The sequence below is a fragment of the Mesobacillus subterraneus genome (assembly GCF_020524355.2).
GTDB classification, from domain to species: Bacteria; Bacillota; Bacilli; order Bacillales; family Cytobacillaceae; genus Mesobacillus; species Mesobacillus subterraneus_C.
The window spans coordinates 4,342,054-4,356,668 of record NZ_CP129019.1; the positions used below are offsets into that span (position 1 = coordinate 4,342,054).

The 14,615-nt window shown below is 43.5% G+C and carries 13 protein-coding genes and 2 pseudogenes; 2 read left to right on the top strand and 13 right to left on the bottom strand.

Annotation, left to right across the window (positions count from 1 at the left end; all coding sequences use genetic code 11):
* Positions 1-34: 34 nt before the first annotated feature.
* The 4 genes and pseudogenes from mfd to LC048_RS22705 form a co-directional block, all read right to left on the bottom strand.
* Positions 35-3,572: pseudogene (gene mfd / locus LC048_RS22690) on the bottom strand (transcription-repair coupling factor).
* 293 nt (positions 3,573-3,865) lie between these two features.
* Positions 3,866-4,096 (bottom strand): anti-sigma-F factor Fin, encoded by a 231-nt coding sequence (locus LC048_RS22695; RefSeq protein WP_226607274.1) that lies wholly within the window; start codon positions 4,094-4,096, stop codon positions 3,866-3,868.
* A gap of 148 nt (positions 4,097-4,244) precedes the next feature.
* A pseudogene (pth, locus tag LC048_RS22700) lies at positions 4,245-4,809 on the bottom strand (aminoacyl-tRNA hydrolase).
* Positions 4,810-4,957: 148 nt separating this feature from the next.
* Positions 4,958-5,587 (bottom strand): 50S ribosomal protein L25/general stress protein Ctc, encoded by a 630-nt coding sequence (locus LC048_RS22705; protein ID WP_226607280.1) that lies wholly within the window; start codon positions 5,585-5,587, stop codon positions 4,958-4,960.
* A gap of 711 nt (positions 5,588-6,298) precedes the next feature.
* On the opposite strand from LC048_RS22705, the gene LC048_RS22710 reads away from it, so the two are divergent.
* Positions 6,299-6,436, top strand: coding sequence for a hypothetical protein (locus tag LC048_RS22710; protein WP_226607282.1), 138 nt, complete (start codon positions 6,299-6,301; stop codon positions 6,434-6,436).
* Between the two features lie 38 nt (positions 6,437-6,474).
* On the opposite strand, the gene LC048_RS22715 is transcribed toward LC048_RS22710, so the two are convergent.
* The 6 genes from LC048_RS22715 to ispE all read right to left on the bottom strand — a co-directional run bounded on the left by LC048_RS22715 (position 6,475) and on the right by ispE (position 12,066).
* Positions 6,475-7,431, bottom strand: a complete 957-nt coding sequence (locus LC048_RS22715) for a ribose-phosphate diphosphokinase (RefSeq protein ID WP_226607284.1) — start codon at positions 7,429-7,431, stop codon at positions 6,475-6,477.
* Positions 7,432-7,449: 18 nt separating this feature from the next.
* On the bottom strand, positions 7,450-8,823 hold the full coding sequence (gene glmU, locus LC048_RS22720; RefSeq protein WP_226607287.1) for a bifunctional UDP-N-acetylglucosamine diphosphorylase/glucosamine-1-phosphate N-acetyltransferase GlmU: 1,374 nt from the start codon (positions 8,821-8,823) through the stop codon (positions 7,450-7,452).
* A 287-nt stretch (positions 8,824-9,110) separates the two neighbouring features.
* A complete protein-coding gene (gene spoVG / locus LC048_RS22725; RefSeq protein ID WP_023613316.1) occupies positions 9,111-9,401 on the bottom strand; it encodes a septation regulator SpoVG in 291 nt (96 codons plus the stop codon).
* A 508-nt stretch (positions 9,402-9,909) separates the two neighbouring features.
* A complete protein-coding gene (locus LC048_RS22730) occupies positions 9,910-10,284 on the bottom strand; it encodes a RidA family protein (protein ID WP_226607288.1) in 375 nt (124 codons plus the stop codon).
* A 32-nt stretch (positions 10,285-10,316) separates the two neighbouring features.
* Positions 10,317-11,141 carry a pur operon repressor gene (gene purR, locus LC048_RS22735; protein WP_226607291.1) on the bottom strand — a complete coding sequence of 275 codons (825 nt, stop codon included), beginning with the start codon at positions 11,139-11,141 and terminating at the stop codon, positions 10,317-10,319.
* Positions 11,142-11,196: 55 nt separating this feature from the next.
* Positions 11,197-12,066 carry a 4-(cytidine 5'-diphospho)-2-C-methyl-D-erythritol kinase gene (ispE, locus tag LC048_RS22740; RefSeq protein ID WP_443137077.1) on the bottom strand — a complete coding sequence of 290 codons (870 nt, stop codon included), beginning with the start codon at positions 12,064-12,066 and terminating at the stop codon, positions 11,197-11,199.
* A gap of 123 nt (positions 12,067-12,189) precedes the next feature.
* Between ispE and LC048_RS22745 the strand changes: the two genes are divergently transcribed.
* The gene (locus tag LC048_RS22745) at positions 12,190-12,363 is read left to right on the top strand and encodes a hypothetical protein (RefSeq protein WP_226607296.1); all 174 of its coding nucleotides are present in this window, start codon (positions 12,190-12,192) and stop codon (positions 12,361-12,363) included.
* Positions 12,364-12,682: 319 nt separating this feature from the next.
* On the opposite strand, the gene LC048_RS22750 is transcribed toward LC048_RS22745, so the two are convergent.
* From LC048_RS22750 to yabG, 3 genes are all read right to left on the bottom strand, one after another.
* The gene (locus LC048_RS22750) at positions 12,683-12,862 is read right to left on the bottom strand and encodes a small, acid-soluble spore protein, alpha/beta type (RefSeq protein ID WP_023613321.1); all 180 of its coding nucleotides are present in this window, start codon (positions 12,860-12,862) and stop codon (positions 12,683-12,685) included.
* Between the two features lie 337 nt (positions 12,863-13,199).
* Complete coding sequence (gene veg / locus LC048_RS22755; protein WP_023613322.1) at positions 13,200-13,463, bottom strand: biofilm formation stimulator Veg; 264 nt, start codon at positions 13,461-13,463, stop codon at positions 13,200-13,202.
* A gap of 197 nt (positions 13,464-13,660) precedes the next feature.
* Positions 13,661-14,539, bottom strand: a complete 879-nt coding sequence (gene yabG, locus LC048_RS22760) for a sporulation peptidase YabG (protein ID WP_226607299.1) — start codon at positions 14,537-14,539, stop codon at positions 13,661-13,663.
* Positions 14,540-14,615 lie beyond the last annotated feature (76 nt).

Consider the following 14,615-nt stretch of genomic DNA (forward strand, 5'->3'; position numbering starts at 1 on the left):
TTTTACAGTTGTATTACAAATTATTTCCATGTGATTACGATACTGAATTTTCCTGTTCTTTTTGGGAGTCATGAAGTCCTTTAATCATCTCGAAAGTAATGTCGAACCAGCGGTCGTTTTTCATGCCTCTCGTGTGGACGACCATCTTTAGTTTTTTGCCTTCCATTCCAAGTCCGACTGCATTCCTATATTGGCTGCTTAGCTTGAACACCTTCTGTCCATCAATTCTGCTGCTTCCATCTTCTGATAAAAGTATAGTGACATCCTGCTTAACCTGCTTGATTGTTTCTACACCTGCGGTGATTGCATATACCTTAAGTTCCGCTACCTTGAATAGAGTTTCCACCTCTGCAGGATAATCTCCGAACCTGTCGGTAATTTCCTCTTTTAATTCATCGATATCCTTCAATGTCTCTATTCCACGGAAACGCTTATACATCTCGATTTTCTGATGCCCATCAGAGATGTAGCTATCAGGTAAATATGCATCAAGTTCAAGATCAATTTCAATTGAAGGCTTGCGCACTTGGTCCTTCTCAGGCTTGCGTTCCTCAATTGCTTCCTTGAGCATCTGTGAATACAGATCAAAACCGACTGAGTCAATAAAACCATGCTGCTGGGCACCGAGCAGATTACCGGCACCACGGATTGACAGGTCACGCATTGCGATTTTAAAACCAGAACCCAGCTCGGTGAATTCTTTGATTGCCTGGAGGCGTTTTTCAGCAACCTCAGTCAGGATCTTATCTTTTCGGTATGTGAAGTAGGCGTAGGCCACCCTGTTTGAACGTCCAACACGACCTCTTAGCTGATAAAGCTGGGAAAGACCCATTTTATCCGCATCGTAAACAATCAATGTATTTACATTGGGGATATCCACACCTGTCTCAATGATTGTCGTGCTGACGAGAACATCATATTCTCCTTCAAGGAAACCAAGCATGACGGATTCCAATTCATTTTCGGTCATGCGGCCGTGTGCAAAAGTGACACGTGCATCAGGCACAAGCATGGAAATCTCTTCAGCCTTCCGTTCGATATCCTCAACACGGTTATAAAGGAAGTATACTTGTCCGTTCCTGGCAAGCTCTCGCTCAATCGACTCACGGACAAGTCCCCCCGTTATATTCCATGACATAGGTCTGGACAGGAAAGCGGTTTTCAGGCGGCGTTTCGATGACTGATAAATCCCTGACACCGAGCATCGACATGTGCAGCGTCCTTGGAATCGGCGTCGCCGTCAAAGTCAGGACATCTACATTCGTTTTCAACTGCTTGATTTTTTCCTTGTGCGTTACCCCAAAGCGCTGTTCTTCATCGATGATCAGCAGGCCAAGGTCGCTGTAGGTGATTTCTTTTGATAAGAGCCTGTGGGTTCCCACAACAATATCAACACTTCCAGCCTTCAGTCCCTTGATTGTCTCTGTCTGCTGTTTGCGGGTACGGAACCTGCTCAATAAACCAATGTTAATCGGGAAGTCCTGGAACCTTTCCCTGAGGGTCTCAAAGTGCTGTTGCGCAAGGATGGTCGTTGGCACAAGGAAAGCCACCTGTTTACCATCAGCAATTGCCTTGAAGGCAGCCCTGATGACCACCTCTGTTTTACCATAGCCGACATCTCCGCACAGCAGGCGATCCATCGGGCGTTCACGTTCCATATCAAGCTTGATTTCATGAATTGAACGAACCTGGTCTTCTGTTTCCTGATACGGGAACGAAGATTCAAAATCGCGCTGCATCTCGCCATCAGGAGAGAACGCATGCCCGACGCTAGCCTCACGCTCTGCGTAAAGCTTGATCAAATCGTCTGCGATATCCTGGACAGAGGACTGGACCTTGCTCTTGACCCGTTTCCAATCGCTTCCGCCAAGCTTATACACCTTAGGTTCTTTACCTTCTGAACCGACGTATTTCTGGACAAGGTCAATCTGTTCGACCGGAACATAAAGCTTATCCGTTCCCTGGTATCGAATATGAAGATAATCCTTATGGACGCCATTGATCACGAGCGTTTCAATGCCAAGATATTTACCGATACCATGGTTTACATGGACGACATAATCGCCAATTTTCAGCTCAGAATAACTCTTGATTCGCTCTGCATTAGAAAGCTTTTGTCTTCTAGCAGGCTTCTTTGTCTTTTTATTAAAAAGTTCTTCTTCCGTAATCACGGCAATTTTCTGGATTGGAAATTCAAAGCCTGTATTCAGACTGCCCTGGATAATCTGGACTTTCCCAGGAAGCAATTCCTGCTTGCTGCCCATTTTTACTGCATCGATTTCATAGTCTTCAAGAACACGCTCGAGCTTTTTTACTCTTTCTGCGTCCGTCCCGAGGAAAATGACCGCATAGTTTCCTTTGCGCCAGCGATCGACTTCCCCTTTAAGCACATGCATCTGCCCGTGGAAATTCTGCATCTGCTTGCATGAAATATTGATGATGTTTTGCGGACTCGTATTTGGCACATGCCTTAAAAATAACGATAGATACACAATCGGCTTTCCGGCTTTACCCATCAAGTCAGGCAGCTGGTGTGAAATCTTCACGTCATGGATGATCTGCCCTTCACCAAGAAGACTTGTATACCATTCCGCTTCTTCCTTGCTAAGAGACTCATTCATCTCTTGTACCCTGCTTATTTCATCGACGAACAGGAAACCATTTGCCGGCAAGTAATCTATTAAACTTTGAGGCTTTTCGTAAGCTATGGATAAATATTTAAAAACCTGGTCAGGTTTTTGACCATTACGAAGCTGTTCCAATTCATAGCCGATATTTTGCGCCATCAGCGTCTTCGCTTTGTCATCTTTAAGCTTCTTCATACTGCCTGAGAGCCCAGTTTCCAGCCCCGTGATCAGACGGTCCAGCTGTTCATTTTCGATTGGATTTTCTGTAGCAGGTCCGATCGCCACCGTTTTCATTTTTTCCTTCGAGCGCTGATCCTCAAGCGAGAATGTCCGGATGGAATCAACTTCAGCATCAAACAGCTCAATCCTAATCGGATCTGCCGATGTCAGCGGATAAATGTCGATAATACCGCCGCGGAGGCTAAATTCTCCAGGAGCGGAAACCATTTCTGCCCTATCATAGCCCATGCTTACAAAGCGATTAAGAATCGATTCGAGATCAATCTCTTCACCGAGCTTGAAGGTCAGTTGGAATTTGGACCAAAGATCCTTTGGCGGCAGCATCTTTCTCAGGCCAGCCATCGGGACAATCACAATGCCTGTCTTCTTTTTGCTCCAATGATTCAGAGCTTCTATCCTCTGTGCCTTAAGCTCAGGGCTTGAAATACTTATCTCAGCGGCAATCAATTCATTTGCCGGGTAAAGATAGACATCATTTTCCCCTATTAAATTTACAAGATCATCATAAAGTTTTTGCGCCTGCAATAAATTATGTGTGACAATCAGGACGGGGCGCTTCGTCTGTTCATAAATCGCGGCCAAGAAGACCGTCCTCGCCGAACCAGACAGGCCTGCGACGAGCTGTTCCCTAAGCCCCGCATCCATTCCGGAAATAACAGATTGGACATCATCCTGATGACTAAATAGAGCTTTCAGCCCCTGCATCCAAACCTCTCCCTCTCTATAAAAAAATGCTAATCTTTACTTTTAAAAAGGCTCATTTCTTAAACTTTGTTGCTATTGACTACAAGATAGGATTAAATGCCCTATGTTTCTTCACAAAATTAAAAATTATTAGGAGAAAAGAGCATGCACACTTAATACCGAACTACAAAATCGATTTTTTCACGTTAAAATCGGCTTTAGGATGTTAACAACAATCTTTACGAAAACAGCCTTTAATAATGACGGCCAATATACAAACAGAAAAATGCTTTGGATGAGAAATCCAAAGCTTGTCAGTGAATTAGGTAGTCATGCTGATGGAAGTCTGGGTTGCGTTCCAGGGCTTCTTGACAGTCTTCACAGATCGATTTTATATTGATGTCACCATTTCCTGTATAAGAAACCATCTCCTGGCGCTCTTCCCCTGTCAGCTTATGCAGCCCTAAACTTTCACTGTGGACAGACAAACTGTCCAGTGAGCCGATATTCGTGCCGCAATGACGGCAATGATAGTGTATAGCCATGCCCGTCCCTCCCAAATTAAGTCATTATCATTATTGACCCTTTGGCAGGAACTTATGCACTTAGCCTATTGTATGATTCTTTTTTTTGCATAATATTACTTGATTAAAAGATCGGCATGTTAATTTCGCTTTTCTTCGATAAATTCCGCTATTGATTAAATGTATTCATCACTTCTAAGAAAGGTTTTTTCATCCATTCTTCACAAGCATCGGCAGACTTCATGACAGCTTCAGCCATCTGCTCGTTTTCTTCTGCTGTAAAACGTCCCAGGACCCAATCCGTAATGGCCATTCCATTTGTAGGACGGCTGATACCTACCCTGATTCGCTTGAATTCCTGTGTTCCAGTATGGGCAATCGTCGACTTAATTCCATTATGGCCGCCAGCGCTGCCTTTTTGGCGCAATCTGATCCTACCAGTCGGCATATCGAGGTCATCATAGATCACGACCAGATCCTCCAGATCCATATCATAAAAATAAATCCATAACGGCGCTGATCGATTCACCAGAAAGGTTCATATAAGTTAATGGCTTAAGCAGGATAACCTTTTCGCCACCAACAAATCCCTTTCCATATAAACCTTTATGCTTTGCCTGATCCAATGGGATATTCCACCGTTTGGATAGCTCATCAATAACTTCAAAGCCGATATTGTGCCTTGTTTTATCGTATTGCCTTCCTGGATTCCCAAGTCCAACAAATAATTTCACTTTCCACACCCCTAACCAAACGCATATCATCTCTTTTAGTTGTTTTTCCCCCTTGTTTCGGAGGAAACCAGAAAGAACATCTATTTATAATGTACATGAAAACCGCAAAAGACGTAACCCTTTTCAGGCTACGTCCAATGCTTCTTTATTATTCGCTCGCTTCAGTTTCTCTACCTTCTTCATTTTCAGGCTCTCCTGGTTCTTGTTCTTCTCCAGAATTAATCTCTTCTTCCACTTTAGGAGGAAGAATCGAAACGACTACCGTGTTTTCGTCATCATTAATTTCGTAATTTCCTGTTCTGATATCAGCAAGTGTCAGGTTCTCATTCACTTGCAGGTTTGTGATATCCACATCAATTGACTCAGGAATATTGCTTGGAGTCGATGTAATGTTCACTTCGTGGATTGGCTGCTGTAAAACGCCGCCATCCTTGACACCTGCAGCGTCGCCAACGAGATTGACTCGGACGCTTGCGTGCACCTTGGAGCTTTTATCAACAACAAGGAAATCAGCATGGAGAATCTCATTTTTGATATGGTCTTCCTGGTAATCAGTCAGCATGACGTTATGCTGGCTGCCACCCACATCAAGTGAAATGACCCCATTTCTGCCATTTTCGCGAATCGTCTTCACAAACTCAATGCTGTCTACATAAATCGACTTACTATCAGTAGTCCTTCCATAGACAACTGCTGGAATATTGCCCTCCTGGCGTAATTTCCTCAAGGCAGAACGTTGAGTACCTGTGCGCTCATTTGCTTTCAATACTGCACTCATGATTTTGTCCCCTTCCTATTTCGTAAGTACTTGTCTATATAAAAAATGCCCCAAAATAGGAAGGTCTAAACGTTTTACTTTTCAGAGACTCTGTTAAACATGGCTGTTGAGTTCCGTACCAGGCCTTTCGCTCTCCGCGAGATATCGCCACAGGTTCTTGACAGCTTTGACCCCGTTTCCTTGAAACCTGTCACAATAACCTGCTTTTCTTGACAGCTTTGACCCCGTTTTCTTGAAACCTGTCACAATAACCTGCTTTTCTTGACAGCTTTGACCCTGTTTCCTTGAAACCTGTCACAATAACCTGCTTTTCTTGACAGCTTTGACCCCGTTTTCTTGAAACCTGTCACAATAACTTGCTTTTCTTGACAGCTTTGACCCCGTTTTCTTGAAACCTGTCACAATAACGGGCTTTTCTTGACAGCTTTGACCCTGTTTTCTTGAAACCTGTCACAATAACCTGCTTTTCTTGACAGCTTTGATCCTGTTTCTATGAAACCTGTCACAATATCGGGCTTTTCTTGACAGCTTTGATCCTGTTTCTATGAAACCTGTCACAATAACCTGCTTTTCTTGACAGCTTTGATCCTGTTTCTATGAAACCTGTCACAATAACGGGCTTTTCTTGACAGCCTCAGCCTCTTCTACAGTATGGCATAAGAAAAGCGCAAGCGCCTTGGTCAGCCCCGACAAGCGCTGGAGGGCCTGCCAGTGAAGTCGTTCTTTGACTTTATTGGCAGGACCGAAGCGACTCGAGGGGCTAGGCGCTGGAGCTGGACACTAAGAAAAGCGCAAGCGCCTTGGTCACACACCTTATGCGGCAACTTAAGCAAAGAGAAACAGGAGTAGGCTTGCCTAACGGCAAGCCTGATAAACCATATAAAAAATCAATCAAACAATGTGCTGACAGACTGCTCTTCGTGGACGCGGATGATCGCTTCCCCAATCAATGGAGCAACAGACAGTTGATGGATTTTGTTTACGCGCTTTTCTTCCGCAAGCGCGATTGAGTTTGTGACAACCAGTTCTTTAATTTTCGAGTTTTCGATACGCTCAATTGCAGGACCTGATAATACTGGGTGCGTACAGCAAGCGTAAACTTCAAGTGCCCCATTTTCAACCAAGGCATTTGCAGCTAGTGTAATTGTTCCAGCTGTATCAATGATATCGTCAATCAATATTGCGATCTTGCCTTCGATATTACCAACGATATTCATGACTTCAGCAACATTCGGCTTCGGACGGCGCTTATCTATGATTGCGATTGGTGCTTTCAGTCTTTCAGCCATCTTTCTTGCACGAGTCACACCGCCATGGTCTGGAGAAACGATGACGACATCTCCATTCAATTCTTTACTGTTAAAATGGTCAGCAAGAATTGGCACTCCCATCAAGTGATCGATTGGAATGTCGAAGAATCCCTGGATTTGCGGGGCGTGAAGGTCAAGCGTGATCACGCGAGTTGCGCCCGCTGTCTCGAGCAGGTTAGCCACAAGCTTAGCAGTAATTGGCTCACGCGCGCGCGCTTTACGGTCCTGTCTCGCATAGCCGTAATAAGGCATAACAATATTGATTGTTTTAGCTGATGCACGCTTTAACGCATCGATCATGATCAGTAATTCCATAATGTTCTCATTTACTGGAGAGCTAGTCGACTGGATGACATACACATCGCAGCCACGGATACTTTCTTCAATGTTAATCTGGATTTCTCCATCGCTGAACTGGGAAACAGAGCATTTTCCTAACTCTACTCCGATTACCTTCGCTATTTCCTGAGCAAGTTCTACATTTGAGTTAAGTGAAAAAACCTTCAAATTCGGATCAAGATACTGGTTTGACATTATGGACCTCCAAGACTCTTATTTCTTTACGTTCATTTTCCCTACATAATCTTCTTTGTTTACTTGACGAGCGCGAGCAAGCGCTAGTGCTTCACCTGGAACATCTTCAGTGATTGTTGAACCGGCTGCTACATATGCGCCTTTCCCGACTGTCACTGGTGCTACCAGATTGGAATTACAGCCAATGAATACGCCATCTTCAATCTTGGTCAAGAACTTGTTTTTGCCATCATAATTCACTGTGATGGAACCGCAGCCGATATTCACATCAGCACCGACTTCTGCATCACCGATATAGCTAAGGTGGGAAGCTTTGCTTCCTTTGCCAAATACCGCTTTTTTAATTTCGACAAAATTGCCGATTTTCACTTCATCATGAATATCAGAATCTGGCCTGATATGCGCGAAAGGTCCGATATTCACTTCGGAGCCAATTTTGCTGTCAAAGGCAGCTGATTGGCGGATAACTGTATTGTTACCAATTTCGCAGTTGCTGATTTCTGTATTAGGTCCAATCTGGCATTCAGAGCCGATGACGGTGCTGCCAGAAAGCGTCGTACCAGGGAAAATAACCGTATCCTGTCCAACCTTCACATCAGGTCCAATATACGTGTTATCAGGATCAATAAATGATACGCCATTGCGCATATGATACTCATTGATCCGCTTTTTCATCGTGCGTTCAGCTTCCGCAAGAGCGACTCGGTCATTGACGCCAAGTGTCTCCGCAAAGCTATCGGTCACATATGCAGAAACGATTTCACCCTTATTTTTCAGGATCTCGATGACATCCGGAAGATAGTATTCTCCCTGGACATTATCGTTTGATACATTTTGGATCGCCTCGAATAACATTTTGTTGTCGAAGCAATATGTACCCGTGTTGATTTCGTTGATGCTTCTTTCCTGCACGTTCGCATCCTTATGCTCTACGATTTTTTCAACAAAACCTTCTGAATTCCTGACAATCCTGCCATAGCCTGTTGGATCCTCAGCTCTCGCTGTCAGGATCGTCGCTTTGGCGCTTGTCTCTTCATGATGCTTGAAAAGGGCTTCCATTGTTTCACCCTTGATCAGCGGAGTGTCACCGCAGACAACGATTGTGACTCCCTCTTTGTCGGCAAGCATTTCTCCTGCCTGCTGCACAGCATGAGATGTTCCCAGCTGTTCTGCCTGAAGGGCGTACTGGCTATCTTCTCCGAGCTGGTCCTTCACTTTTTCTGCACCATGACCGACAATGGTCACGATTTCGTTTATATTAAGACTTTTCACCTGGTCAATTACATGCTGTACCATTGGCTTGCCGCATACAGGGTGAAGTACCTTATACAACTTGGACTTCATTCTTGTTCCCTGACCGGCTGCTAAAATGATTGCATAACGATTAGACATTAGCAGGTCTCCAATTTACCTTTTTATCCATTACGAATATATCTTAAATAGCCGTCCATTTCAAGAATAGAAGAACAAGTGCAATTATTTGTCAGTTTAGTGGGGAAAGTATTAAGCGAAAAGCGGAGGTGATACTGGACAAGCGTTCTGAGGGGTTAGGTGCTGGAGCTAGACAATCATAAATGTGAATTTTTTCAGAAAAAAAAGTTTACCCAGGGGACAAAGCGGGCAAATAAAAAAGAGCCTTACTTATGCAGCAGGCTCTTGATGTTATAGGCTTATATATTCTAGGAAGCGCCAGCTTCTTCGAATTCCACTTCCAATTCACCTAAACGGTGGTACTCTGCCAAAACGGCATCCTGGATCTTTCCGCGAGTACCCGAATTGATCGGATGCGCGATATCACGGAACTCGCCATCAGGAGTGCGTTTACTTGGCATTGCAACAAATAGGCCGTTGTTTCCATCAATCACCCTGATATCATGGACAACAAACTCGTTGTCAAGCGTGATGGAAGCGATCGCTCTCATCCGTCCATCTGTATTAACGCGGCGTAATCTTACGTCAGTTACTTCCATTCTGTTCACCACCTTTACAAATAGATAAAATTCTAGTTAAATAATTCCACATTGAAATCAAATCTCCTTCTTTTACAAGAAAATTTTTTCGGGAAAATAGGGCGGATTTATGAACATTTCTATTTTGAAAGCCTTTACACGTGTAAAAAAACCTATAAAATAGGCTTTTTTTGCTATTGACGCATGGAAAAAAGACTTCCTAAAAAGTTATTATTTTTTATTTCGATTAAAAATTCTATAGAGGAAAAATTTTTTTGAAGGTATAAAATAATAGAAATTAGAGGAGTCTTTCTAGAAGTTCGTTTCATTTAGATTTGCTTTGCTTGGAGCCTTTTTATTTGTGACCGAAATCTCAAGTACGCTCCCTTTTGGGGCCCATGTTCTTCCTTCTTAAGACCGAAACTACGGTTCCATTCTTAATTCAGGCACATATAGTCCTTTTATTTTTGCAAATCCTTTTTCTTGCCATATAATATCTCATTTCTTTTGGCATAAAAAAAACGCCCGTTTATTTAACGAGCGCTACTACTTCGATTTCCACCAGGGCATCCTTTGGCAATCTCGCCACTTCTACAGTTGAGCGAGCTGGTTTATGTGTATTGAAATACTCTGCATATACTTCATTCAATTGGACGAATTCATCCATATTCTTGATGAATACAGTTGCTTTAACAACTGTTTCAAGGGATGCACCTGCAGCCTCTAGAACAGCTTTCAAGTTTTTGAATACTTGATGTGTTTGCGCCTGGATATCGCCTTCGACCATAACACCCTCTGGAGTCAAAGGAATTTGACCAGAGCTATAGAAAAGATTGTTCACAACCACACCTTGCGAATAAGGACCAATTGCGGCGGGCGCGTTTGAAGTTTGTACAATATTCATATTGTCACCTCGTCTATTTGTTATATGAACAACTATTCTCTGCGAGCGAAGTAATTTCCTTCACTCACGGTAATATTTCGTTCTTTAATGTCTACATCTGAAAGGCGCACGAGTGAAAGATACTCATCGACAAGTCTTTCTTCTATGTTCTCCGATTCAACCAGAACCGCTATTCCCGCTAACTCAGCATTAAATTCTTCAAGCAAATTGATCATGCCATTAACGGTACCGCCAGCTTTCATGAAGTCATCGACAATCAGAACCTTCGAACCCTCTGCAAGGCTGCGCTTTGATAGCACCATCGTCTGGATTCTTTTTGAAGAACCTGAAACGTAGTTAATGCTTACCGTCGACCCTTCTGTCACTTTGCTGTCCCTTCTAACAATCACGACTGGAACATTCAAGTGGCTAGCGACTGCATAGGCAATTGGAATCCCCTTTGTAGCAACGGTCATGACAACTTCAATATCCTTATCGGCAAAAGCAGATGCGAGCAGCCTACCAACCTCCTGCACGATTGCTGGATTTCCGAGGATATCATTCATATATAGATAACCACCTGGCAGCAATCTTTCAGGGCTTGCCATTACTGAACACAGTTCGTCGATTATCTTCCTGGCCTTTTCCTCACTGACATGGACGTGGAACTTCACTCCCCCGGCAGCGCCAGGCACCGTCTGAAGGACACCGATTCCCCGCTGTTCAAATGTTTCTTTGATGATTCCGAGATCTTCACTGATCGAGGACTTTGCTGAACCATACTTCTCGGCAAAATAGGTTAACGGGACCAATTGGCGCGGATGTTCCAGTAAATAGGTAGTCATATCGATCAAACGCTCGCTGCGTCGAAATTTCATTCAAGAACCTCCAAAATCCGAATATTTAAGGTTAATATACCACCATTATACGGATTTAATCAAGAGTATGGCGCTCACCAAGCATCCTTACCGCGAATACCTGGTCACAAAATCCCCGTAAACCGTTATAAATGCGGTGCATCCGCGAGTCATGCGCCACAAGGCTGAATACTGTTGGACCGCTTCCGCTCATCAAAACGGCGTCAGCACCGAATCTCTTCATTTGGTCCTTGATTTGAGCTACCTCAGGATAAAGCGAAAGCGTCACATCTTCCAAAACATTTCCGACACTGTTGCAGACTTCATTGAAATCTCCATTTTCAATCGAAGATATCATTTGCTTTGTAGGCGGATGCTGTACCTTCTCTACATTAAGGCGGCGATAAACTTCTGCCGTCGATACACCGATAAACGGCTTCGCCAATACAACCCAGCATGTCGGAGGGGCCGGCAGCTGTGCGATAATTTCCCCTCTGCCTGTTGCAAGCGCAGTTCCTCCATAAACACAGAAAGAAACGTCTGAACCAATTTCAGCGCCGAGCACAGCAAGCTCGTCCAATGACAGACCAAGATTCCATAGCTTATTCAAGCCTCTTAACGTTGCCGCTGCATCACTGCTGCCGCCAGCAAGCCCTGCTGCCACCGGAATAGTCTTTTCAATGCCGATGATAACACCTTGCCTAACCTGGAACCTTTCCTTTAACAGCTGTGCTGCCTGGTAAGCAAGATTCCGCTGATCATCAGGTACAAACCGATTATGGGATTGGATTACGATCCTGTCTTCTTCAAGTAAACTAAGTTCAATGCGATCAGCCAAATCAATCGTCGTCATGACCATTTCCACCTCATGGTAACCGTCCGGACGTTTGTGCAAAACATCAAGTGACAAATTGATTTTTGCTGGCGCCTTCACTAAAACCTTCACAACCTCCACCTACTTTAAACGAATTCCACATTTTGTCCTATTTTACCACAAAAAGAAAAGAAAAGCGCAAGCGCCTTGGTCAGACCCGACAAGCGCTGGAGGGCCGACCAGTGAAGTCGCTCTTTGACTTCACCTGGGCGGACCGAAATCGAAATGTATAGCCGACTGTCCAGAAACGCAGAAACTGGAGACTCCGACAAAGAAGCGCTTTTTGCTTCTGCCGGCGGAGTTGAAGTTTCGGAGTTTCTAGGAGGCGACACTAGACAAACGTCTCGAGGGGCTAGGCGCTGGAGCTAGACAAAGAAAAGCGCAAGCGCCTTGGTCAGACCCGAAAAGCGCTGGAGCTGGCCAATTTTTTTAATTTAAGCTAATGCTCTCTGAGTAAAACAAGTAAGACTCCTCTGTAAGAAACATTCCTTTATTTTATCATTTGCGGAATCACGAATACAGTTATTTCACAAAGAATTAGAATCACAGAACGATGCTTGGCGGTTGCTCTCTGTTTTATCCATGCAAAAAGCCGGAGCAATAGCCCCGGCACCGCGATGGATCTGAATTTTATTGGCAGCTGTGAAGAACAGCTGTGTGGCAGTTTACAAAGAAATTCTCATCTGGGTCAGCGGTTCTGGTTTACAAGCTGCTGTTCAGCCAGCTCGATGGCTCGCTTTACCATGTTACCTGCGTCCTTGGCTTTTATGCCGCCCCATCCTTCATTCTGGACCACATCATAGAATCCAAGCTCTTTCGCAAGCTCTTCCTTCAACCTTTCAGACATAATCCCTCTTCTTCTGCCCATTACTACCATCTCCTTTCACCACCGCGGTTACTTTATTATTTTTGAAAAAAGAGATTTTCATGTGCACCTTATTTATCCTGTCTTTTTTTATTAGTCTGTTCTCGTAAAAATTGTGGTTAAAATCCTAAAGCCGATTTTAACGAAATATAAAGCTAATTAGTAGGTCGCTATTAAATTTGGCATGCTCTTTTCTCTTTATTAGAGTCAACAATGTAAAGAAACATAGTTCATTCAATCCTATTGTGCGGTCAATAGCAACAAAGTTTGCGAAAAAAAGGCAAAATAAAAAGCAGCTAACCCGAAAGTTGACTGCCTGTACTGCATTGAGCCAAAAAAATTAGCTCAAAGCTATTGATCCTGTTGTATCTTCAAAGAAGGTAATTTCCACTGTTTCAGTTAAAACATCTGCGTAGCTGTACGAAACACGTTCAAAAGCATTTTCATCCTGGTCAAGCTCGATGACGAAAACAGAAGGATAAGTTTCCGCTAACACGCCAGAACGTTCAATCGTCTTTCTCCGTCCTCCGTTGGCCTTTAGCATGAGTCTTTTTCCTAAGTTTGAATCAAGCGCTTTTTTGATATCCGATAATGTTTTTGGCATTCGGTCCACCTCACTGTGTAAAGTATAACACGCTGACACTATTTAGTCAAACAAAAACATAAATTATAACAGTACTTAAATTTAAAAGTCAATATATTTCGGACTTCTTTTTCTTCTAAATTTCAACAATTTTAGCGTAGCCTTTAATGCGTTAAAATATGTAACAAAATAATAAAAAACGCCGGACCGTGTTTTATTCAGTCCGACGAATTTTTATTATATGGCATTCCTGTCCTTAAAACTCCCTTTGTTTCAATACCGCCCAGGCCCTTGTCTCCTGTCAAAGTATTTCGAAGTACATCCCATACATTAATGCGCTCCATGAATGGTGTAAAGCTGATTTTAGCAACAATATAGACTGGGTCAAGCGCATGGATATTGACTCTTGAAGGGGAACTGGCAAAATTGGCTCCAGCATGGATCAATGACTCAAAATGAGACTGGCATGCTCCAGCAAATATGACCAGTTGGTCCAGATGGGGGACTTTCTTCCTCGCCTCTCTAACTGTCTGGACAAAATGTTTAGAATGACGATATGCATTCAGGTCGTCCATCGTTCCCTTAGACTTGGAATAAGCATCATGTCCTGTAATGACCAATATATCGGGCCGGTAGTAATCAATCAACGATCCGACTTTTTCTGGCATTTCTTTTTCATTGCAATGGAATCCATAGACAGGGACTCCTACTTTCTCATATAGTGTCAGGCACTTTTTTAAATAGTTTGGATCTCCATCAATATGGAGCACCTTCCCAGGCATCTGAAAGTAGTTATATGACTTGCTGTAACCCTCAGTCGTTTCATATTCCTGTTTTTGCTGCAGTAAATCTACATCCTGCCTGAATAGCTTATATGACTGTTCTTCAAGTGAACGGAATTCCTTGGTCAGCCTCATGCGCATATTCGGATCTATTTTAATTAAATCTTCATAGGGCGCATCCGCAATCAATCGGAAATCCTCACCGTATAATATCGCGATTTTTTTGCCATGTTTCTCTCTGATATCGATAACCCGGAACATAATATCGCATTGATGCGAAACCCTGCCGACGATATCCATGAGGTTAATATTCACAATCCTCACTCCAATTGCCCCGCACACAGGCTGCGCTAAGTGGTATTCTTACATAAAATATGCAGATACCCATAGA